Annotated in this window: 22 protein-coding genes; 14 read left to right on the top strand and 8 right to left on the bottom strand. The window is 60.2% G+C overall.

The window, feature by feature from the left end; translation table 11 throughout:
* Positions 1-91: 91 nt before the first annotated feature.
* Positions 92-550: a GNAT family N-acetyltransferase gene (locus I6G90_RS02670; protein ID WP_197929632.1), complete on the bottom strand. Its 459-nt coding sequence runs from the start codon at positions 548-550 to the stop codon at positions 92-94.
* A 153-nt stretch (positions 551-703) separates the two neighbouring features.
* Positions 704-1342, bottom strand: a complete 639-nt coding sequence (locus I6G90_RS02665; protein ID WP_197929630.1) for a tellurite resistance TerB family protein — start codon at positions 1340-1342, stop codon at positions 704-706.
* Positions 1343-1480: 138 nt separating this feature from the next.
* Between I6G90_RS02665 and I6G90_RS02660 the strand changes: the two genes are divergently transcribed.
* Together I6G90_RS02660 and rsmS are read left to right on the top strand one after the other, a co-directional pair.
* The gene (locus I6G90_RS02660; protein WP_040067811.1) at positions 1481-1948 is read left to right on the top strand and encodes an acyl-CoA thioesterase; all 468 of its coding nucleotides are present in this window, start codon (positions 1481-1483) and stop codon (positions 1946-1948) included.
* Positions 1949-2043: 95 nt separating this feature from the next.
* Entirely contained in the window at positions 2044-2199 is a 156-nt protein-coding gene (gene rsmS / locus I6G90_RS02655) for a pleiotropic regulatory protein RsmS (RefSeq protein ID WP_021230652.1), read from the top strand.
* 70 nt (positions 2200-2269) lie between these two features.
* Here rsmS and I6G90_RS02650 read toward each other — a convergent pair whose 3' ends face one another.
* Entirely contained in the window at positions 2270-3112 is an 843-nt protein-coding gene (locus tag I6G90_RS02650; protein ID WP_197929628.1) for a LysR family transcriptional regulator, read from the bottom strand.
* Between the two features lie 109 nt (positions 3113-3221).
* Here I6G90_RS02650 and I6G90_RS02645 point away from each other — a divergent pair, with 109 nt between their 5' ends.
* Together I6G90_RS02645 and I6G90_RS02640 are read left to right on the top strand one after the other, a co-directional pair.
* A complete protein-coding gene (locus tag I6G90_RS02645; RefSeq protein ID WP_197929626.1) occupies positions 3222-3737 on the top strand; it encodes a nucleoside deaminase in 516 nt (171 codons plus the stop codon).
* A complete protein-coding gene (locus I6G90_RS02640; RefSeq protein ID WP_197929624.1) occupies positions 3730-5001 on the top strand; it encodes an MFS transporter in 1272 nt (423 codons plus the stop codon). Before I6G90_RS02645 ends, I6G90_RS02640 begins: the two co-directional genes overlap by 8 nt.
* A gap of 68 nt (positions 5002-5069) precedes the next feature.
* On the opposite strand, the gene rluF is transcribed toward I6G90_RS02640, so the two are convergent.
* The 4 genes from rluF to I6G90_RS02625 form a co-directional block, all read right to left on the bottom strand.
* On the bottom strand, positions 5070-6086 hold the full coding sequence (gene rluF, locus I6G90_RS02635; protein ID WP_197929622.1) for a 23S rRNA pseudouridine(2604) synthase RluF: 1017 nt from the start codon (positions 6084-6086) through the stop codon (positions 5070-5072).
* Positions 6076-6198, bottom strand: a complete 123-nt coding sequence (locus I6G90_RS21375) for a hypothetical protein (RefSeq protein ID WP_269668393.1) — start codon at positions 6196-6198, stop codon at positions 6076-6078. Before I6G90_RS21375 ends, rluF begins: the two co-directional genes overlap by 11 nt.
* A gap of 246 nt (positions 6199-6444) precedes the next feature.
* Positions 6445-6750, bottom strand: a complete 306-nt coding sequence (locus tag I6G90_RS02630; protein ID WP_197929620.1) for a VOC family protein — start codon at positions 6748-6750, stop codon at positions 6445-6447.
* A gap of 163 nt (positions 6751-6913) precedes the next feature.
* On the bottom strand, positions 6914-7381 hold the full coding sequence (locus I6G90_RS02625; RefSeq protein ID WP_197929618.1) for a hypothetical protein: 468 nt from the start codon (positions 7379-7381) through the stop codon (positions 6914-6916).
* A 154-nt stretch (positions 7382-7535) separates the two neighbouring features.
* On the opposite strand from I6G90_RS02625, the gene I6G90_RS02620 reads away from it, so the two are divergent.
* The 9 genes from I6G90_RS02620 (at position 7536) to gloA (ending at position 18433) form a co-directional block, all read left to right on the top strand.
* Positions 7536-10679: a DUF3427 domain-containing protein gene (locus I6G90_RS02620; protein WP_197931143.1), complete on the top strand. Its 3144-nt coding sequence runs from the start codon at positions 7536-7538 to the stop codon at positions 10677-10679.
* Positions 10680-10860: 181 nt separating this feature from the next.
* Positions 10861-11442, top strand: coding sequence for an electron transport complex subunit RsxA (rsxA, locus tag I6G90_RS02615; RefSeq protein WP_005337600.1), 582 nt, complete (start codon positions 10861-10863; stop codon positions 11440-11442).
* Positions 11443-11444: 2 nt separating this feature from the next.
* A complete protein-coding gene (gene rsxB, locus I6G90_RS02610) occupies positions 11445-12023 on the top strand; it encodes an electron transport complex subunit RsxB (protein ID WP_005350799.1) in 579 nt (192 codons plus the stop codon).
* 14 nt (positions 12024-12037) lie between these two features.
* Positions 12038-14791, top strand: a complete 2754-nt coding sequence (rsxC, locus tag I6G90_RS02605; RefSeq protein ID WP_197929616.1) for an electron transport complex subunit RsxC — start codon at positions 12038-12040, stop codon at positions 14789-14791.
* Between the two features lie 11 nt (positions 14792-14802).
* Positions 14803-15855: an electron transport complex subunit RsxD gene (gene rsxD, locus I6G90_RS02600; protein ID WP_197929614.1), complete on the top strand. Its 1053-nt coding sequence runs from the start codon at positions 14803-14805 to the stop codon at positions 15853-15855.
* 43 nt (positions 15856-15898) lie between these two features.
* Positions 15899-16531, top strand: a complete 633-nt coding sequence (gene rsxG / locus I6G90_RS02595; protein ID WP_005359614.1) for an electron transport complex subunit RsxG — start codon at positions 15899-15901, stop codon at positions 16529-16531.
* 15 nt (positions 16532-16546) lie between these two features.
* Complete coding sequence (locus I6G90_RS02590; RefSeq protein ID WP_408628305.1) at positions 16547-17308, top strand: electron transport complex subunit E; 762 nt, start codon at positions 16547-16549, stop codon at positions 17306-17308.
* Between the two features lie 13 nt (positions 17309-17321).
* Positions 17322-17963, top strand: a complete 642-nt coding sequence (gene nth, locus I6G90_RS02585; protein WP_088869309.1) for an endonuclease III — start codon at positions 17322-17324, stop codon at positions 17961-17963.
* 56 nt (positions 17964-18019) lie between these two features.
* A complete protein-coding gene (gene gloA / locus I6G90_RS02580) occupies positions 18020-18433 on the top strand; it encodes a lactoylglutathione lyase (protein WP_005347113.1) in 414 nt (137 codons plus the stop codon).
* Between the two features lie 83 nt (positions 18434-18516).
* On the opposite strand, the gene I6G90_RS02575 is transcribed toward gloA, so the two are convergent.
* The gene (locus tag I6G90_RS02575; RefSeq protein WP_171971590.1) at positions 18517-19392 is read right to left on the bottom strand and encodes a flagellar protein MotY; all 876 of its coding nucleotides are present in this window, start codon (positions 19390-19392) and stop codon (positions 18517-18519) included.
* Between the two features lie 262 nt (positions 19393-19654).
* Between I6G90_RS02575 and I6G90_RS02570 the strand changes: the two genes are divergently transcribed.
* Entirely contained in the window at positions 19655-20578 is a 924-nt protein-coding gene (locus I6G90_RS02570; RefSeq protein ID WP_408628321.1) for a hypothetical protein, read from the top strand.
* The last annotated feature ends 73 nt before the right edge of the window (positions 20579-20651 follow it).

Raw genomic sequence — 20651 nt, 5'->3', positions numbered from 1 at the left:
TGGCACAGAGCCGCTGGCGAAACGAACAAAGGCCCGTAACGGGCCTTTGTGGTTGGGGAGTGACGCGCCTTGGCTCGTCATCAGAAACTGATCATCTGGCCATGATCTGCGACTGCACCTTGAAGCCCAGCGCCTCGTAGAGCGCTTGGGCTCGCTCGTTGAAGGCCATCACCTCCAGCCGGATTTGGTAAGCATCCCGGGCCTTGGCCCACTGGTCGCAATGGGCGATCAGCGCCTTGCCAATCCCGCGAGAGCGGTGCTGCTCATCCACCACCACCGAGCCGATGCGGCAAATCGGCGCACGAGTGAGAAACGGCACGCTCTCATTGATATCGATCCGCGCCGTCAAAAAGCCCATCACCCTGCCATCCTGCTCGGCAACGCAGAACAGACGCCCTTCCGCACCGATGGCGCTCAGCAAAAATGCCCGCTCCTCTGGCGAAGGGGGGCAGAACACCTCGGGATAGTGCTGATGGTGGAGCTCTCCAATCTGCCGATTCAGCTCGACAATGGCGTCTATATCCAGTGCGGTTGCCTTGCGTATCTCCAACGGTTGCTCCTTGCAAAAATGGTGGTCTCTCTGCGCCATCTTAGGGGCTGTGCCCCGCAATCCAAATAGGCTCATCCGCATCTTTTTACGGGCAGCAGAAACAACAACGCCCCTTGAGCGGGGCGTTATCGGCAATCCATGGCGATGAGGGTATCAGGCGGGGGCGTTAAGTTGGGCCACCTGCCGCTCGATGCTTCCTTTCAGGTTGTCATCAAGCTTGAGGGCGCGCGCCAGCTCGTCGAGATAACCGCGCTCCATAAAGTGATCCACCTCGATGGCAAGCAGGGAGGCGAGATAGACCTCGGTGGCCAGCTCCATGTCGGTCACTTCCCGCGCCAGCGCGTGGGGATCGAGGGGACGGGCCAGCTCGGCGTCAATCCAGCGGGCCACATCGCTCTGGCCCTGCTCGGTCAGGTACTCCTGAATTTTCTGGCGCTCGGCGCCGTCGATATGACCGTCGGCCCGGGCTGCCGCCACCATGGCGCGCACCAAAAGCGCCGCGCGGGCATCCAGCGCATTGCCTTCAAGAGAGCTGATGGGATGAGTGGGCTGGGCGGGCGCCGCCTGCTGGGCCTGCCAATCCTGATAGAGCTTGAAGGCCAGCCCGCCAAGGGCTGCAGCGCCACCCACGGCAGCCGCTGTGCCGCCATATTTGCGCACTTTTTTATTGCCCAGCAGCAGACCCAGCGCGCCACCGGCCAGCGCCCCCTGCATCTGCCCCTTGCGCTTGTCTCCGCCTTCGTTGAGCCAGCCTTTGCCAGCCCCCAGCAACTGTTCCAGCATCTGTTTCATGGTGTCACTCCTGCGGCTATGTTCGCGTCGATAGAGCAAGATAGTGACCCCGCCCCCCTGAATCGGGGATGAACCCTTGACCGGGCAGCGCGATAGGGCAAAGCTCAGGGAAACTCTTCAGGCAATAAGGATGTGACTGTGCCCAATCGCGAACTGACCCTGCAATTTCTGGCCGAACCCTCTGACGTCAATTTCGGCGGCAAGGTTCATGGCGGCATGGTGATGAAGTGGATCGATCAGGCAGGCTACGCCTGCGCCGCTGGCTGGTGTGGCGGCTATGCGGTGACTGTCTATGTGGGGGGGATCCGCTTTTTGCGCCCCATCCAGATTGGCCAGCTGGTAGAGGTGCACGCTCAGGTGATCCACACCGGCACCACCAGCATGCATCTGGCGGTGGATGTCTACAGCCGCCACCCCACCGAGACCGAGCGCCACAAGACCACCCACTGCATCATCATCTTTGTGGCGATGGACGAGCAGGGCAAACCGACCCCGGTGCCCCAGTGGCAGCCGCTGAGCGAGAACGATCTGCAGTTGCAGCAGTACGCCAAAAAGCTGATTGCCCTGCGCGAGGAGATCGACAAAGAGATGCGCCAGCACCTCTAACCTTGGTGATTCCCCTGCCCGACATAGCGGGCGCTTTCGGCCTAAGGCGGCGCCCCTGTATAATCCCCCTTCTTCCCGCAACCGGAAAACTGCCCATGTCACTGGAAACTGCCCCGCCCGAGGTGAAACTCGCGGTGGATCTGATTGAACTACTGGAAACCAACCAGCTGGCCCCCGAGCTGGTGCTGGCGGCGCTGGCCATTGTGAAACAGGATTACGAGCGCAAGTTGGCGGAGGGGAAGGATCTCTAATCCAATCCTGCCCTTTGTCTCGCTTCTCGTCGCCTTCTCTTCCCGCCCAAACCTTTCCCCGCGTCGTCACTCATTGCGGCCCCATCACCTCGTCACAAAGGGCGATCAGGGCTGCACTCAGGCGGCTGAGCGGCTCGCCCCCGCTTACCCCGGCATGCAGCGCCAGCTCCACCGGCGCCACCTTGGGCCACTGGGTCAGGGCCAGCTGATCGGCGGGCATCAGCCGTTTGGGCAGCAAGCTCACGCCGATGCCCGCACTCACCGCCCCCTGCAAACTGGCGAGACTGGCGCTGACATAGGCGACGCGCCAGCGCCGGCCAAGGCCATCGAGCGCCTCGGTCATCTGCCGCCGATAGAGCCCCTCGCTAGGGAACACCACCAGCGGCAGCGGATCCCGTTCCCGGGCGGGCCAGTCGCGACTATCGACCCACACCAGCGGCTCACTCCAGCTGGCAAGCGGCGAGCCCTGTCCGCGCACCTGCTTGACCAGCGCCAGATCCAGCTCCCCCGCCGCAAAACGCTGCCAGATGTGGTGGCTCAGGCCGCTTTGCACCTCCAGCCGCACCTCGGGGTAGTCGCGGGCAAAGGCGGCCAGCACAGGGGTGATGGCTCCTGCGGCGAAATCCTCCGGCACCCCGAGGCTGAGCGCCACGCTCCCTTCCGTCACTTGTTCTTCGGCCTGCACCAGCAGCGCCAGAATGCGGCGGGCCAGCCCCAGCAATTTTTCCCCCTCCGCCGTCGCCACCACCTGACGGCCAGCGCGATCCAGCAGCGGGCAGCCGATCTGCTGTTCGAGCCTGCGCATCTGCTGGCTGATGGTGGATTGGGTCAGATGGACCCGTTCACCGGCCCGGGTGAAGCTGCCGGTATCGATAATGGCGACAAAACTGCGCAGTAACAGGGGATCCAGCATGGAGCACTCCATTTACAAAACCACTGACAACCATTCTATCATTTAATTTCAAAATGACTTTAGCCCCCGCTAGGCTGGCGTTTCTTCCGTCAAATCAGGGTTTGTCACCATGTCACAGCCTCTTGTAGCGTCTACCCCTCCTCGATCGCTCACTCCATCAACCTCACTCCAGACTCACCGACAGTGGCTGGAGCAGGCGGTGCAACTGGCCAGAGAAAATCATCAGCAGGGCGGTCGCCCCTTCGCAGCCCTACTGGTGCGAGATGGCCAACTGGTGGCGAGCGCGGTCAACGGCATCCATCTGGATGGGGATCCCACCCGTCACGCCGAGCTGGAAGCACTACGCAAGGCAAGCCAAAGCGGACCGCTCGCGGGGGCCATCGTCTATGCCAGTGGCCACCCCTGCCCCATGTGCCTCGGTGCGCTGGTGATGAACGGCATCGCCGCCGTCTATTACGCCTTTGATAACGCCGATGCGGCCCCGTTCGGCTTTGACAGCACCGCCGCCTATCAAACGCTGGGGCTGCCCCTTGCGCCGCAACCGCTGCCGCTGGTCAAACTGGCCGTCACCCTGACGGCCGCGGATCTCTACGGCTCCGAGCCGCAGAGCCATGACCATGAGTAAGAGCGCTGCCACCGAACCGGCAGCAGCGCGCAGCCAGCAGTTCGCCCTGCTGGTACTGGTGATCCTGATTGGCCTGAACCTGCGCCCCTTTCTCACCGCCATCGGCCCGCTGGCCCAAGCCATTGACCAGCGGCTGGCACTGGGGATGGACACTCTCGCCTGGCTCACCCTGCTGCCGCTCTGGCTCATCGGGATTGGCGTGCTGCTAACCCCCAGCCTGCGTCGGCGCGCCAGTGCGCGCCAACTGCTGGGGGCGGCCCTGCTGCTGCTCGGCATTGGCAGCGCCATCCGCTTCGATGCCCAAAGCGGCGCCTTGCTGATCGCCAGCGCAGCGCTCTGTGGATTGGGGTCGGCACTGGTGCAGGGGGTGCTACCGGCACTGATCAAGCAAGCGTTCGCCCACAAGGTGCCGCTGGTGATGGGGATCTTCTCCGCCTGCATGATGGGGGGCGGGGCATTGGGGGCCAGTCTCACGCCACGGCTGGCGGCCAGCCTCGACTGGTCACGGGCACTGGCGCTCTGGAGCCTGCCGGTGCTGCTGGCCCTCGTCTGGCTAGGGTGGCAAGTGCGTCTGCCACGGGCCGCGGCGGTCGCGATTCCCGACGGCGAGCAGCGGCTGATTGCCCTGCCCCGCAGCTGGTTGCTGATCGTCTGCTTTGGCATCATCAACAGCGGCTACGGCATCGTGGTGGCCTGGCTGGCTCCCGCCTATATGGCGCAAGGGTGGAGCGCCGCGCAGGCGGGCGAGCTGGTGGCGTGGCTGGCGCTGGCGCACGCCAGCGGCCTTGGCCTGCCACTGCTGGCAGCCCGAAAGATGGACCGACGACCCTGGATGGGCCTTGCCATCGCCATGCAGCTGGCGGGATTTGGCGGCCTCTGGCTGGCACCAGCCAGTGCCCCCATTCTCTGGTGCATGCTGTGCGGCGCCGGTCTTGGCGGCAGCTTTTCGCTGATCATGGTGATTGCGCTGGATCACCTGCCCGACCCGCGCCGCGCGGGTACCCTGAGCGCCCTGATGCAGGGATTCGGCTTTATGCTGGCGGCCACCGGCCCCTGGGTGGCGGCGCGACTCTATCACTATGCGGGCGACTTCGCGGCCGCCTGGCAGTGGCAACTGGGAGGATTGCTGATGATGAGCCTGCTGGTAGTGCGCCTCGACCCGCGCCACTACCCTCGCGTAATGAAGTTACCTACCACCAGCGAGCCAACCCTTTCTGCTCCCCTCCCGGCCAGCTCTGCGGCCCAAAGCAACACACCGGCCTGAGGCCGGTGTGTTGGGGATGACTGTGTTGAGGATCACAAGGTGAGGCTTACGCCGCTCAGGGGGAAAACTCAGCGCCCCTTCTTCTGCCGCCCGGCGTTAGCGGTGCGTGGCTTGCCAGCGGCGGGTTTGCCACCCTTGGGGGCCGCTTTTCCGGCGCCGCCTTTATTGGCAGCCCCTTTACCCGCGCCCACCTTGCCCACCGGAGGCTTCTTCTCGAAGGCTTCCGGGCCCGGCACATTGGGGCGACCGCCAATCTCGTGATCGTCATCGCGGCGCGGCTTCTTGCTCTGCCCTGGCTTGGCGGTTGACGCCGCAGGGGCCTTGGCCGCCTTCGGTTTTTCACCCTTCGCCGGTTTTACCTCGGAGGAGGAGTCCTCAATCAGCTTGAACAGCTCGATCAGCTCGTCGTCGGTCAGATCGCGCCACTCGCCCACCGGCAGCCCCTTGAGGCTGACGTTCATGATGCGGATGCGCTCGAGCTTGGTCACTTCGAAACCGAAGTGCTCGCACATGCGGCGGATCTGGCGGTTAAGCCCCTGCACCAGGGTGATGCGAAAGACGAACGGCGCCTCTTTCTTCACCTTGCACTTCTTGGTGATAGCGCCAAGGATCGGCACCCCGGCCGCCATGCCACGCACAAACTCGTCGGTCACCGGCTTGTCGACGGTCACCAGATACTCTTTCTCGTGATCGTTGCCCGCCCGCAGGATCTTGTTGACCAGATCGCCGTGGTTGGTAAGGAAAATCAGCCCCTGCGAATCCTTGTCCAGTCGCCCGATGGGGAAGACACGGGTGCTGTGGTTGACGAAGTCGACGATGTTGTCCTTCTCGCCCGCCTCTGTGGTACTGACGATGCCCACCGGCTTGTTGAGGGCGATAAAGACCAGACTGTCCGCCTCGCGCGGCTCAATCACTTGCCCGTTGACCTTGACCAGATCACCAACCTGCACCTGATCGCCAATCCCGGCGCGCTTGCCGTTGATAAAGACGTGGCCCTGCTCGATAAAGCGGTCGGCCTCACGGCGCGAGCAGATGCCGCTCTCGCTGATGTATTTGTTCAGGCGCATGGATTCGTTAGCCAGCATGGGGCACCTGCCACAGGATCTGGGCCGCGCCCGGTTGTGCCATTGCCTGTTCCGGCTGCGCCGGGGCGGCTGTCTGCTGCATCAGCCAATTCACTACGTTAAAGTTCTGCATACCATTCCATCTTCACAAAAGGCCAATGCCAGCTTATCCATCAAAAAACGCCGCTACATTAGCATATTGCCCCGTCCAGCACGCCGGATAGTTCACAGATCGCCCCAGCAAAGGGCACAAATTGGGGCAGTATCACGGTCACAAGGGGTTAAACAAGGATACCGCCAAGGAGGAACAGAGAGGATTTAACCGGCAAAGCGGCAATGAAAATCAGGGGCTCATAAGGCATCGGGGGTATCAGCGCGGTCAGGGGTAGCGGCTGACCTCAATCAGGTTTTGATCCGGGTCGAGGAAGTAGACAGATTCTATCGGCCCGCAGGCGCCACTTTTGGTCACCGGCCCCTCGACAATCTCCACCCCGTGGCAGGCCAGCTGGGCCATTACCTGCGCCAGCGGCCAGCGGGTGATAAGGCAAACATCCCCCGACCCCACCTGCGCTCGGTTACGCGGCTCCTGCCCCAACAGTTGCAAGTTGATCTTCTGGTTGCCAAACCCCACCGCCCGTTCGATATCGCTGACCGTCAATACCAGATGGTCGATATGGCTGATCATGGTTACCTCCTGGTGGTGATCTGGCTGATGTGACCGACATATGCCCGCAAGCATCCGACTGTTGCCGCCACGGCGGGCAACCCCATCATACTCGGCAAGGGGAAGTCCATGTGTGCCGTGGCGCGCAAAGCGAGCGCAAATGATGTGGTCAGATAAATCCGCCTCACTGCACCGCAGCGCACGCGTTGTCACGCTGGGCCAGCAGGGCTTCATCGTCACTGTCCATTGCCGCCAGAATCGCCTGATTGCAGGCGCGCTCCGCCAGCTTGGCCGGACTCTGTTTGGCATCCCCAATCTCGGCAATCATCGGTCTATAACTGACGGCCGCCGCGCAGTACATGGTGCGAAATTTGGGCAGTTGCCAGCTGCTGTCATCCTGCCGGGTCAAGTCATCACACAGCTTGTGAAACAGGGCTGACGCCTTGACCGTGCACTGGCTAAAGCGCCGCACATCCTGCTGGTAGGGACGACAAACGCTCGGCTGCTGGATCTGCCACAGCTGGAAGGAGAACGGGACCGACTCCCCCTCATACTGCACCACCAGCGTCTTGGCCTCGGTGCCATAGATATCCGCAACCTGCTGCTGTACCAGATTGAGATAAGCCGAAAAAAGATAGGAAACCGGATCCATCACCACCTCCCTGTGGTTGTCACTGCCGCGCTCTATTACCGAAAACCGGGGCGATTTTCAAACGAGTAACAGGCGACAACAGCTTACTGATTTGGTTGGAAAAAATGATACTCTTCTCGCCACCCTCATGTACAACGTTCAAGGCCAGAGTGCGATGCACCAATGCGGTATTTATGAACAACTCATTACTCAACTGCTGACATCTCGACTCGACCGCGAGCGCTTTTACGTAGGGGAACGCCAACTTGAACCTGCCGAAGCGGCAGTTTGGTTATCCAGGTTTCTGAGCCGGGTTTTGGAATATGCGGTGGGCTCGGTAACTGGAGAGGATCAGCTGCAACGGCAGATCGAGCTGGCTAACCAGTTATTGCTTTGGCTAAAGGATCGCACCCAAGATCCAGACTTTATTGGCGAGAACCTCATCGATAGTCAGGGTAAAATTCTGACCGCGCTCTACCAGTTAGATAACCCCATCTCAGCCAATTTAAAGCAATATGTTGAGGATATTTTCCCTCTGACCGGTCTAACGCAAAGTGAGCTGTTCTGCGGCAGCAATGCGGGTTTGTCGATGGAATCGGAGATTAAACGGGAGATATTATCGGCAGATAGCATCTGCTGGCTGGTCTCATTTATAAAATGGGCAGGTATTCGTATTTTCCGTCATGAGCTGGAAGAGTTCACTCGCAGCGGCCGCCAATTAAAAGTAATTACTACCTCTTATATGGGGGCGACCGACGCCAAGGCAGTTGAATTTTTAGCCAGCCTCCCAAATACCGAAGTCAAACTCAGCTATAACACCCAGCGCGAGCGGTTGCATGCCAAAAGTTATCTATTTTGCCGAAATACCGGCTTTCATACCGGCTATATAGGTTCCTCCAATCTCTCTCACTCTGCCCTCACTAGCGGCTTGGAGTGGAACCTAAAAATCACCTCGCAAGAGATCCCGCATATTATCGAGAAATCCCTGAGTACCTTTGAAACCTATTGGGAATCCGATGATTTTGAACTGTTTGATGGCAAGCTCGAAAGCCGTACAAAATTGCAGCATGCACTGCAAGAGGCCCGTGGGGATGGGGACAAAAATAGTCCTGCCTATTTCTTTGATATCACGCCGTTTCCCCATCAACTGGAGATCCTTGAACAATTGGCGATGGAGCGCGCTTTACACCAGCGCTTCCGTAACTTGGTGGTTGCGGCCACCGGTACAGGGAAAACCCTGATCTCCGCTTTTGATTTTGCGCGTTTTCTGAAAACCAAACCCGACGCCAAGTTTCTGTTTGTCGCCCACAAAGAGGAGATCTTGCGCCAAGCATTGGCCTCATACCGCGGAGTGCTCAAGCAATCCAATTTTGGCGAACTCTTAGTCGGCGGCGCCGTGCCAACCCACTACCGTCAGCTATTTGCCTCGGTGCAATCCTTGAATAACCAGCTGGCTAATTTACGTCTTAGCCCAGACTATTTCGATTACATCGTCATCGATGAGGTTCACCATATTGCGGCGGCCAGTTATCGCGGTCTGCTCGCCGCCTTTGAACCTCACATTCTGTTGGGATTAACCGCAACGCCAGAGCGCCATGATGGCAGTGATATTCTTGCCGACTTTTGTGGTGTCATCGCAGCAGAGATACGCTTGCCCGAGGCTATCAATCGTCGCCATCTCTGTCCGTTCCAATATTTTGGTATCGATGATGATACTGACTTGCGCCAAGTGGCTTGGAAAAATGGCCGTTATGACATCACTGAGCTCACCAATATCTATACCCACAATCAGCAGCGGGTACAGAAAATCGTCCAGAGCCTCAATGAGATCGTCACGGATATTACCAAGATCAAAGCACTGGAATTTTGTGTGAGCCGTGAACATGCCGATTTTATGCGCAAGTCCTTTTTATTGAAGGGCATCAAGGCTGATATTCTCACCAGCGATAACCGAGAAGAACGGTATAGCAAACAACAAGATTTGCGTACCGGCGTTATCAATATTCTCTGCGTGGTGGATATCTTCAACGAAGGGGTTGATATCCCAGAAGTCGATACCTTGCTGTTTTTACGACCAACGGAAAGCCTCACCATCTTTTTACAGCAATTAGGGCGGGGCCTGCGGCTGGCGAGCGATAAAGAGTGCTGCACCGTGTTGGACTTTGTTGGCAATGCCCGTGCTGAGTATGACTTTGCCCAGAAGTTCCGGGCTCTGGTGGGTAAAACCAATAAGGCGATCAGCCACGAGATCAAACAGGGCTTCCCTCACGCCCCATTGGGTTGCCGCATCGAGCTCTCAAAACAGACCCAAGAGTTCATTCTGAGCAATATCAAGAGGGCGACCCTCAATACCTCGCGCCTCATGGGCCTGATCCGCCGTTTCTCACAAGATTGCGATTTACCGCTGACGCTGGCGAATTTTTTGAAGTTCTACCCTCATATCAGCCTTGAGGAGATCTACAAGCGCGGCAATTGGAGCGCCTTGGTCAAACAGGCTAGCAACCATACCATTTCTGAAATAAGTGATGAGAAGTTGTCGACTCTCTACACCCGGGCCATCAAAACCCGGCTATTGGGCTGCGATGCGCTCCATTACTTGAACTTCTTACAAACCTTGGTGGCAGACGCCTTTACCTTAACGGCCGAGCACGATGCACGCATGGCCTTGATGTGCCATTACGACTTCTGGCAACAAAGCGGCCCCACTGCTGGCTTTAGCTCCTTGGCGCACAGCCTGAAACAACTCAATCAACCTGAATTAAGGGCCGAGCTGGCAGATCTGTTGCCCATGCTGATCAACCGGGTGCAACACGAACAAAGCGCCATGCCAAACCTTCCCGGTAATCCGCTGCAACTGCATGCTCGCTATGCCAGAGAGCAGGTGCTGGTTGGCTTTGGCGCGACCACCTTCGCCCACCAACCCACGGCTCGTGAAGGGGTCTATCTCATCGCAGAGCAAAATATCGAGTTGCTGTTCGTGACCTTGAACAAAACGGAACAGCACTTCTCCCCCACTACCCGTTATCACGACTACGCCATCAACGAGTCGCTGTTTCATTGGCAGAGCCAAAACAGCGCTCGCCCAGAACGGGGTAAGGGGCTGAGTTACATCAACCACAGAGCAGAAGGTAAGCGCTTGTTTTTGTTCGTCCGCGAGCAGAGCAAAGATGAATTTGGCCGCACCCTTGGCTTTGTGAACTTTGGTGAGGTGGAGTACGTATCCCACACTGGCAGCCAACCGATGAACATTAAATGGCGTCTCACTACTCCGATGCCGCCATTTATGTGGAAAGAAGCCGCCAAACTGGCTGTTGGTTAGTAAGGCTTCTCACCCGGTGGGGATATGGCGCAAAACCCACCGGATTCTCGCCCAAAACCCCGGCTAAATTATCCAGTTGCATAATAACCATGCGGCCTTGCGGTTGTTTAACTGGCCCTAACGTCAGATAATACCGCCCGCCTTCAAACCCCGATAACCCGACTTTCAGTGACGGTAATTGATGACTGAGTACCTGCTTTTATTGATCGGCACCGTGCTGGTTAACAACTTCGTGCTGGTGAAATTCCTCGGCCTCTGCCCCTTTATGGGGGTCTCCGGCAAGCTGGAAACCGCCATCGGCATGGGGCTGGCGACCACCTTCGTGATGACCCTCGCCAGTGCCAGCTCCTATCTGGTGGAGCACTATATCCTGCTGCCGCTGGATATCGCCTATCTGCGCACCCTCGCCTTTATTCTGGTGATCGCCGTGGTGGTGCAGTTTACCGAGATGGTGGTGCGCAAGAGCAGCCCGACCCTCTACCGCCTGCTGGGGATCTTCCTGCCCCTCATCACCACCAACTGCGCGGTGCTCGGGGTGGCGCTGCTCAGCATCAATGAGCGACACGACTTTATCCAGAGCGTGATCTACGGCTTTGGCGCCGCCACCGGCTTCTCGCTGGTGTTGATCCTGTTTGCCGCCATGCGCGAGCGTCTGGTCGCCGCTGATGTGCCCGCCCCATTTCGCGGGGTGTCGATTGCCATGATCACCGCCGGTCTGATGTCGCTGGCCTTTATGGGCTTTACCGGCCTTATCAAGATATAACCATGATCCATATTCTCTTTGCCATTCTGGTGCTCACCCTGCTGGCGCTGGCGTTCGGGATTATCCTGGGCTTTGCCGCCGTCAAGTTTCATGTGGAAGCAGACCCCATCGTCGATCAGCTCGATGCCCTGCTGCCCCAGACCCAGTGTGGCCAGTGCGGCTATCCCGGCTGCAAACCCTACGCCGAGGCGCTCGCCAACGGCGATCAGATCAACAAGTGCGTACCCGGTGGCGAGGCCACCATGCGCAAGATTGCCGACCTGATGGGGGTCGAGCCCCAGCCACTGGGGGGCAGTGACGAGGCCGCAGTGCCGGTCAAGAAGGTCGCCTTTATCCACGAAGATCAGTGCATCGGCTGCACCAAGTGCATTCAGGCCTGTCCGGTGGATGCCATTGTCGGCGCTACCAAGGCGATGCATACCGTGATTGCCAACGAGTGCACCGGTTGCGATCTCTGTGTTGATCCCTGCCCGACCGACTGCATCGAGATGATCCCGGTGCCCACCACGGTCGATAACTGGAAGTGGGATCTCAATAACGTGCATGTTCCGGGCAAGATTCCGGTCAAGATAGTGGAATAAACAGCGGAGCAACCATGCATTCCTTACTCGAACGTATCAAAGCCGGCACGCTCTGGGACTTTCACGGTGGCATTCACCCCGCCGACAACAAGCTGCAATCAAGCCAGAGCCCGGTGGTGGACGCCGGTCTGCCGCCGCGCCTCATCATTCCGCTGCGCCAGCACGCAGGCCCCGCCGGCGATCTGCTGGTGCAGGTGGGCGACAAGGTCAAAAAAGGGCAGCCGCTGACCCGTTATGCCAAAGGGCGCACGGTGCCGGTGCATGCCTCCACATCCGGCACCATCACCGAGATTGGCAACCACACGGTTGCCCACCCCTCCGGACTCGGCGATCTCTGTGTCATCCTCACCCCGGATGGGGAGGATGAATGGGGAGAGCGCAATGGCAAACCCGATTACTGGAATCTGGAGCGGGGCGAGCTGCTCGAGCGCATCCAGCAGGCGGGGGTGGCGGGCCTTGGCGGCGCCGTGTTCCCGACTCACAGCAAGCTCGATGGCCGCGGCCAGCTCACCGAGATCCTGATCGTCAACGGGCTGGAGTGCGAACCCTATATCACCACCGATGATCGGCTGATGCAGCAGTACGCCGACGAGATCATGGATGGCATCAGGGTGCTCAAGCACCTGCTCAAACCGAAACTCACCCTGATCGGGGTGGAAGACAACAAGCCCGAGGCGATCGAGCAGCTGACCCGCCACGCCACCGATGAAGATGTGCTGGTCAAGACGGTGCCGACCAAGTACCCCTCGGGCGGTGCCAAGCAGACAATCGAGCTGCTCACCGGCCGTCAGGTACCCAAGGGGGGCCGCGCGGTCGATATCGGCATCATGGTGCTCAACGTCGCCACCGTGTTTGCCATCAAGCGCGCCATTATCGACGGCGAGCCGCTGATCGAGCGGATCGTCACCCTCACCGGCGACAGCTTCAAGAAGCCCGGCAACGCCTGGGTGCGCCTCGGTACGCCGGTGCGCTGGCTGTTGCAGCGTTTCGAGCTGCAACCGGAAGCGGAGCAGCGGGTGATCATGGGTGGCCCCATGATGGGCTTTACCCTGCCCCACGCCATGGTGCCTGTGGTCAAGGCCACCAACTGCCTGCTGGCGCCGACGCAGGCCGAACTGCCCGCCCCCGGCCCGGAGCAGCCCTGCATCCGTTGCAGTGCCTGCGCCGATGCCTGTCCGGCCACCCTGCTGCCGCAAGAGCTTTACTGGTACAGCCGGGCCAAGGAGTATGACAAGGCCGAGAAGCTCAACCTGATGGACTGCATCGAGTGCGGCGCCTGCGCCTGGGTTTGCCCGAGCGAGATCCCGCTGGTGCAGTACTACAAGATCGCCAAAGACGACATTCGCGAAGCCCGCGCCGAGGCCGAGAAAGCCGAACGCGCCAAGCAGCGTTTCGAGGCCAAGCAGGCCCGTTTCGAGCGGGAGAAAGCGGCCCGTGAAGCGCGTCATGCCGAAGCCGCCGCCCAGCGCCGTCAGACCATGACCGCCGCTGGCGGGGAAGATCCGGTGGCTGCGGCCCTTGCCCGCATCAAGGCCAAGCAGGATGCCCCCATCACTGCCATTACCGCCACCGCCGAGGGCGTGCCCGACAATAGCGCAGTGATCGCCGCCCGCGAAGCCCGCAAACGGGAAGCGGAAGCGCGCCGCGCCGCCAAGCTGGCGGAGAACGCAAACAGCGACACTGCTGCTGCGGCGCAACCCGCCGAGGCGGTTGACCCCGCCAGCGATCCCAAGAAAGCGGCCATCGCTGCCGCACTGGCCCGCGCCAAGGCCAAGAAGGCCGCACAAGCGGGTGATAGCGCCGAGCCTGCGGCTACCGAAGCTGCGGCTGCGGCTGCGGCTGCGGCTGCGGCTGCGGCTGCGGTAGATGCTGATCAGCAAAAGGCAGAGGTTGATCCGAAAAAAGCGGCGATTGCCGCCGCCATTGCCCGTGCCAAAGCCAAAAAGGCCGAAGCCAGTGGCGAGTCGGTAAGCACAGCCAACAGTGCGGCAACCGACGCAGACATCCAAAGCGATGCGCCATCTGCTGCCAGCGAAGCGGTTGATCCCAAGAAAGCCGCTATCGCCGCTGCCATTGCACGCGCCAAGGCCAAAAAGGCCGCCCAGCAGGGTGACAGCGCTGAGGGCGATCTGACTGCAAGCGAAGGCACCAGCGAATCCGCTGCAACCCAAAGCGATGCGCCATCTGCTGTCAGCGAAGCGGTTGATCCTAAGAAAGCTGCTATCGCCGCAGCCATCGCTCGTGCCAAGGCCAAAAAGCTGGCGCAGCAAGGTGAAAGTGCCGGTGCTGAAGATGCGGAGAGTAAGCCAGCAGCCAGAGCGCAGACCCGCGACGAGACGGTAGCCAAGAGCGAAGTAACCACCAGCCAAAGCGATACGGCTGCAAGCGAGGCGGTCGATCCCAAGAAGGCCGCTATCGCCGCAGCCATCGCCCGAGCCAAGGCCAAAAAGCTGGCGCAACAGAGCGCAAGTACCAGTGCTGAGGTAGAGAGTGCCGGTACTCAGGTAGATAGGGCCGGAACTGGGGGTGAGCGCACACCGGCCGAGCCGATGCAAACCGCTGCAGCCAGCAGTGAGCAACCACTTGCCGTCAATGCCGCGCCTGAAGCGAGCGCCCCTGCGGCTGATACCCCGGTTGATCCGAAAAAAGCGGCCATTGCAGCCGCCGTGGCCCGCGCCAAGGCGAAGAAGCTGGCGGCCGAGGCGGCCAGAGCCACAGAGACCGCCGCTGAAGATGTACCGTCAGCCGACCGAACAACCACAAGGTAATCGACAGACTCATGTTCAATATTGCGACTGCGCCGTTTGCCCATAACCGCAAACAGACCCGAACCCTGATGCTGCTGGTGATCCTGGCCTGTGTGCCGGGCTTGCTGGCCCAGACCTGGTTCTTCGGCTGGGGCTCCTTTATCCAGATCCTACTGGCGCTGGTCACTGCGCTGCTGTGCGAGGCGCTGGTGCTCAAGCTCCGTGGCCGAGCCATCAAGCCTGCCCTGATGGATGGCAGTGCGGCGCTCACCGCCGTGCTGATTGGTCTCTCCCTGCCGCCACTGCTGCCGTGGTGGATGCTGGTGGTGGGCACGGCCTTTGCCATCATAGTCGCCAAGCACCTTTACGGCGGACTGGGCCAGAACCTGTTCAACCCGGCCATGGTCGCCTATGTGCTGCTGCTGGTCTCCTTCCCGGTGCAGATGACCAGCTGGCTGCCGCCGGAGAGCGTGCGCGCCTACAGCCTCGGCTTTGGCGATGCCGCGTCGGTGATCTTCACCGGCTTTAGCCTCGACGGCTACAGCATGGCCCAGCTCAAGCAGGGGGTGGATGGTCTCACCATGGCGACTCCGCTTGATACCCTGAAAACCGGCCTGACTCAGGGGCTCACCACCGGCGAGATCCTGAGCGGCCCGCTGTTTGAGGGGTGGAGCGGCATCGGCTGGAGCTGGGTCAACCTCGGCTATCTGCTGGGCGGCCTGTTCCTGCTGCAGCAGAAGGTGATCAACTGGCGCATTCCCACCGCGATTCTCGGTGCCCTGCTGGCGGCCTCCACCATCGGCTATCTGGTAAGCCCGGATGCGACTGCCACGCCCATGTTCCATCTCTTTAGCGGCGCTACCATGCTGGGGGCTTTTTTTATCGCCACCGATCCGGTCAGCGCCTGCACCACGCCGCGCGGCCGACTGGTCTATGGCGTGCTGATCGGGGTGCTGGTCTACATCATCCGCCGCTTTGGCGGCTATCCGGATGCGTTCGCCTTCGCCGTGCTGCTGGCCAACCTTTGTGTGCCGTTTATCGACAGCCTGACTCGCCCAAAAGTGTATGGAGCTCGTCGCCAATGATGTTTCTGCCCTTTTCCCCCATCACAGCTGACGGAGCCCGGACATGTTAAAGAGCATGCGCAAGAACGGCCTTATTCTGGCGATGTTCGCGCTGGGCTGTACCGCGCTGGTGGTACTGACCAACGAGCTGACCAAGGATAAAATCGCCCACCAGCAGCAGCTGGAGAAGCAGCAGACCCTCTCGGTATTGCTGCCGGAGGGGAGCTATGACAACGATCTGGTGGCCAGCTGCAAGCAGGTGACCAGCAGGAAGTATCTCGGCAGCGATCAGCCGCAGGCCCTCTATACCGCCAGCAAAAATGGCGTGGTGACCGGCTATGCGCTGGAGGCGATCGCGCCGGATGGCTACAGCGGGGCGATCCGCATCGTGGCGGGCTTTGATGCCAAGGGCACCATCACCGCCGTGCGCGTGCTCGCTCACAACGAGACCCCCGGCCTTGGTGACAAGATCGAGCTGAAGAAATCGGACTGGATCAACAGCTTTGCCGGAAAATTCCTGACCCATGACAACGAGCCCCAATGGGCGGTGAAGAAGGATGGCGGCGAGTTCGATGCCTTTACCGGCGCCACCATCACCCCGCGAGCCGTGGTCAAGGCGGTGAAGAACCTGCTGAAACTGCAGCAGGAGCAACCCGAACTGCTCAGCAACGCCCCGGCTTGTCCGGCGGCGAACTAACGGAGTCGAGCCATCATGAACCAGATGGAACAGATTGAAACGGGCGCAGCCCCGATTGCCGAGCTGGAAAGCCGCAAGGGCGAGCTCAAGGAGCTGATGAGTCAGGGGCTGTGGAAGAACAACCCCTCGCTGGTGCAGGTGCTGGGGCTCTGCCCGACCCTCGCCGTCTCATCCACCTTTACCAATGCGCTGGGGCTGGGCCTTGCCACCATGGCGGTGCTGGTCTGCTCCAACCTCGCCGTCTCGCTGGTGCGCAACTGGGTGCCGAAGGATATTCGTATCCCGGTCTATGTGATGATCATCGCCTCGCTGGTGACCAGCGTGCAGCTGCTGATGAACGCCTACACCTATGGCCTCTATCAGGCGCTCGGCATCTTTATCGCCCTGATCGTCACCAACTGCATCATCATCGGCCGCGCCGAGGCGTATGCCTCCAAGAACCCGCCGCTGCTGGCGGCCCTCGACGGCCTGATGATGGGCCTTGGCTTTACCCTGGTGCTGCTGGTACTTGGCGGCATGCGCGAGATCATCGGCATGGGCACCCTGTTTGATGGCGCCGAGCTGCTGCTGGGCGCGTGGGCCAAATCCCTGCGCATCGAGCTGTTCCACGCCGATGCCAGCCTGCTGCTGGCGATTTTGCCGCCGGGCGGCTTTATCGGGCTGGGGCTGCTGATCGCCGCCAAGAACGCCATCAACGACTGGCGTGATCGCAAACAGGCGACCACTGTGGCCCACTGCAACGTTGCTCCGGCCCGCGTCCGGGCGACCGAGCTATGATCGGACGCAAGGCATGAACAACCAGAAACGCAGAGAGATCCTCGAGCGGCTGCGGGCAAACAACCCCCATCCCACCACAGAGCTCAACTTCAACTCCCCGTTCGAGCTGTTGATCGCCGTGCTGCTCTCGGCGCAGGCGACCGATGTCAGCGTCAACAAGGCGACCGACAAGCTCTATCCGGTGGCCAACACCCCGCAAGCGATGCTGGATCTCGGGGTGGACGGGCTCAAGGAGTACATCAAGACCATTGGCCTCTTCAACACCAAGGCCGAGAACGTCATCAAGACCTGCGCCATCTTGCTGGAGCGCCACGGCGGCGAGGTGCCGGAGAACCGCGAAGCGCTGGAGGCCCTGCCCGGCGTCGGCCGCAAGACCGCCAACGTGGTGCTCAACACCGCCTTTGGCTGGCCCACTATCGCCGTCGATACCCATATCTTCCGGGTATCGAACCGCACCGGCTTTGCGGTAGGTAAGAACGTGGATCAGGTGGAGGAGAAGCTGCTCAAGGTAGTGCCCGCCGAGTTCAAGCTGGATGTCCACCACTGGCTGATCCTGCACGGGCGTTACACCTGTCTGGCTCGCAAGCCCCGTTGTGGTTCCTGTATCATCGAGGATCTGTGCGAGTACAAAGAGAAGGTCTATCCCGAGAACTGATAGCCTCGCAACCGAGATTGAAAGCAGTACACATCACCAACCCGGAGAACTGAGCAATGAGAATTCTGCATACCATGCTGCGTGTCGGCGATCTGCAACGCTCCATCGACTTCTACACCCGTGTGCTCGGCATGAAGCTGCTGCGCAAGAGCGAGAACAGCGAGTACAAGTACACCCTGGCCTTCGTCGGCTACGGTGACGAGAAGGATGAAGCGGTGATCGAGCTGACCTACAACTGGGGGGTGAGCGAGTACGAACTGGGCTCAGCCTACGGCCATATCGCGCTGGAAGCGGACGACATCTATGCCACCTGCGACGCCCTGCGCGCCGCCGGTGCCAAGATCACCCGCGAGCCGGGCCCGGTCAAGGGTGGCACCACCGTCATCGCCTTCGTCGAAGATCCGGACGGTTACAAGATTGAACTGATCGCCAAGAAAGATGCCGGTACTGGCCTCGGTGACAGCTTCTAAGCTGCCCGATTCCGCTGCCGAATAGCAGGATCAAAAAAGAGCGCAGATGCGCTCTTTTTTATGCCTCTCTGCCGGGGACTGCGCTAGATCTCGCCGTTGCGCCCCATGCTGATCACCACCCGCCGGTTCTTGGCACGACCCTGTTCGGTTTCGTTGGAGGAGACATGCTGCTTCTCGCCATGCCCCTCCACCGAAATCTTGCCGGGCTCCAGCCCCAGATCGACAAACACCTTCTTGATGGCATCGGCCCGCTTCTCGGAGAGTTTCTGGTTCGGCCAGCGGCCGCCGTAGCTGTCGCTGTAGGCGTCGATCACCACCACATCGATGCTCTTGTCCGCCTTGATAAACTCGCTGATCATCGCCAGCCGCCGCTTGGAGGGAATAGAGAGCTGATCGCTGTTCTTGTCGTAGGTGAGCACGCTAAAGGCGATATCGTTGAAGCTGTAGGGCAAGAGCCCGCTCAGACAGTCGATAAAAGCCTGATATTTGACCCGAAAGTTAACTGACGAGAGCGATACTCGCACCGCGCGGTTCTGGCGATACCAGTCCCGATATTGGAAAGTCGGCATCCGCCCCCCCTCCAGCTCGTCGAGCATGGTCCAGGCAGTTTGCCCCTCCACCAGCCCATCGAACTGCTGATAGAAGCGCAGCTGGCTCACTTCTCGCCCGGCAATCCCCGGGCGCCATACCGGCGGCATGATGCCAAGGCTCACCGTCTGGGTCTGGGCCTGTGGCCGCTTGCCCTTGAGCTCAAAGTCGAGATTGATCTTGCGCCCTGCGCGGCTGACAAAGGCCCCCGTGCCCCAGTTGGGAATAGGGTGCTCGAGGCGGCATTCAATCTGGGTATCGGAGGTCAAACGCCAGACGGATTGATCCAGACCGGCACCAAATTCGGTGACCCCAGCCTGTAACTGCATACTCACGGATATGCTGACCAACCCCAACAACCAAGCGTTCAATTGCCTGCCCTCCACACGATCTCACAAGAGATATCGGCGGCAAGGCGCCAAGCTTTAGCGACAAACTGCAAAGCGCTGCCGTGTGTGTGGCAAAAGCTTGCCCCGTTGGCAGCCAGCAGCAATCGGCTCTCATTGGCCACATTTACCCCGTGCCAACCAACGGGAAGCTCGCTACAGTAAAACCAGAACAGCCAGAGGCCGCTTATCGGGAACCACGCGCATGCTCCGACCTTTATCCTCTTTATTGCAGATGTTGTTGCCGATGCTGCTGGCGCTATCCGGCAGTGCCGTCCATGCCGCGACACAGGAGCAAGAGTGGGCACAGGATCGTGCCAATGCGGTGCTCTCGCTGATGACGTTCACCGTGGTGCCCGATATCACCGCCAGCAACCTCAATATCGGCAGCGGTACCGATCAATCCGCCGCCCTCAACATGACCCAGATCGGTGGCGGTGCCACCATGAGTGAGGCCGTGCCCATCTATCTGGAAGGGGCGATCGGTTTTAGCCGCTACGATCCCCAGTTTGTGGTGAGCAACGGCACCGAGAGCCGCACCATCCCGACCAAATGGAACAGTGTGACCGCCTCGGGCGGGGTCGGCTGGGATATCGCTCTTCATGAAGACCCGCGTGGCGGTCACTGGGTACTGCGCCCCATCGCCAACGTCTCGCTGGGCACCATGGCCAGCGATCTGCGGATCGGCAACTGGCTGCTGGATCGCACCAAGGGCTACTCGCTGGATTTTCTCGATAACGGTCAGCTCAATATGTACGGGCTGGGGGGATCGCTGATGCTCGACTACGAGCTCTTTTCCAAAACCCAGGATATCGATGCCGAATTGCGTTACTCCTACCAGCACCTGCAGAGCTTTGGCAACACCACGCAAAGCGTGCGCGGCAGCGCCGAGGCGGAGAACCTCGGCCTCTATCTGCGCCGCCGGGCCCCGGTGTTTGACTGGACCTTGCTCGATCGTCCGCTGCGCTATGTGATGGAGGGGGCGCGCACCGAATACCTCGGCGAGCAACGCGGCCTGCTCGGGTTCAACTCCCTCAACTCCCTTGGTCTGGGGCTGGAGATCGACAGCAGCAAATACGACATCATCGTCAGCCGCACCCGTCTGGTCGCCCGCTATATGTTCAGCCACAACACCAACGGCTACTCCATCGGGCTGGCCATGAGCTTCTAAGTCGTTATTGTGTGCCTGCCTATCGATGGCAATCAGGTCAAGCCGAGCCACAGCGGCCGCATACTGTTCGATT

Origin of the sequence: Aeromonas allosaccharophila (genome assembly GCF_016026615.1) — a bacterium.
GTDB lineage: Bacteria > Pseudomonadota > Gammaproteobacteria > Enterobacterales > Aeromonadaceae > Aeromonas > Aeromonas allosaccharophila.
Note: the sequence above shows the minus strand (reverse complement) of the source record. Positions and strands in the feature narration are given on the sequence as shown.

Coding starts and splice junctions, on each gene's coding strand:
- I6G90_RS02665 (WP_197929630.1), bottom strand. CDS start 1,342: ATGAAACAGATGCTGGAACAGTTGCTGGGGGCTGGCAAAGGCTGGCTC.
- rsmS (WP_021230652.1), top strand. CDS start 2,044: ATGTCACTGGAAACTGCCCCGCCCGAGGTGAAACTCGCGGTGGATCTG.
- I6G90_RS02650 (WP_197929628.1), bottom strand. CDS start 3,112: ATGCTGGATCCCCTGTTACTGCGCAGTTTTGTCGCCATTATCGATACC.
- I6G90_RS02645 (WP_197929626.1), top strand. CDS start 3,222: ATGTCACAGCCTCTTGTAGCGTCTACCCCTCCTCGATCGCTCACTCCA.
- I6G90_RS02640 (WP_197929624.1), top strand. CDS start 3,730: ATGAGTAAGAGCGCTGCCACCGAACCGGCAGCAGCGCGCAGCCAGCAG.
- rluF (WP_197929622.1), bottom strand. CDS start 6,086: ATGCTGGCTAACGAATCCATGCGCCTGAACAAATACATCAGCGAGAGC.
- I6G90_RS21375 (WP_269668393.1), bottom strand. CDS start 6,198: ATGCAGAACTTTAACGTAGTGAATTGGCTGATGCAGCAGACAGCCGCC.
- I6G90_RS02630 (WP_197929620.1), bottom strand. CDS start 6,750: ATGATCAGCCATATCGACCATCTGGTATTGACGGTCAGCGATATCGAA.
- I6G90_RS02625 (WP_197929618.1), bottom strand. CDS start 7,381: ATGGATCCGGTTTCCTATCTTTTTTCGGCTTATCTCAATCTGGTACAG.
- I6G90_RS02620 (WP_197931143.1), top strand. CDS start 7,536: ATGCACCAATGCGGTATTTATGAACAACTCATTACTCAACTGCTGACA.
- rsxA (WP_005337600.1), top strand. CDS start 10,861: ATGACTGAGTACCTGCTTTTATTGATCGGCACCGTGCTGGTTAACAAC.
- rsxB (WP_005350799.1), top strand. CDS start 11,445: ATGATCCATATTCTCTTTGCCATTCTGGTGCTCACCCTGCTGGCGCTG.
- rsxC (WP_197929616.1), top strand. CDS start 12,038: ATGCATTCCTTACTCGAACGTATCAAAGCCGGCACGCTCTGGGACTTT.
- rsxD (WP_197929614.1), top strand. CDS start 14,803: ATGTTCAATATTGCGACTGCGCCGTTTGCCCATAACCGCAAACAGACC.
- rsxG (WP_005359614.1), top strand. CDS start 15,899: ATGTTAAAGAGCATGCGCAAGAACGGCCTTATTCTGGCGATGTTCGCG.
- I6G90_RS02590 (WP_408628305.1), top strand. CDS start 16,547: ATGAACCAGATGGAACAGATTGAAACGGGCGCAGCCCCGATTGCCGAG.
- nth (WP_088869309.1), top strand. CDS start 17,322: ATGAACAACCAGAAACGCAGAGAGATCCTCGAGCGGCTGCGGGCAAAC.
- gloA (WP_005347113.1), top strand. CDS start 18,020: ATGAGAATTCTGCATACCATGCTGCGTGTCGGCGATCTGCAACGCTCC.
- I6G90_RS02570 (WP_408628321.1), top strand. CDS start 19,655: ATGCTGCTGGCGCTATCCGGCAGTGCCGTCCATGCCGCGACACAGGAG.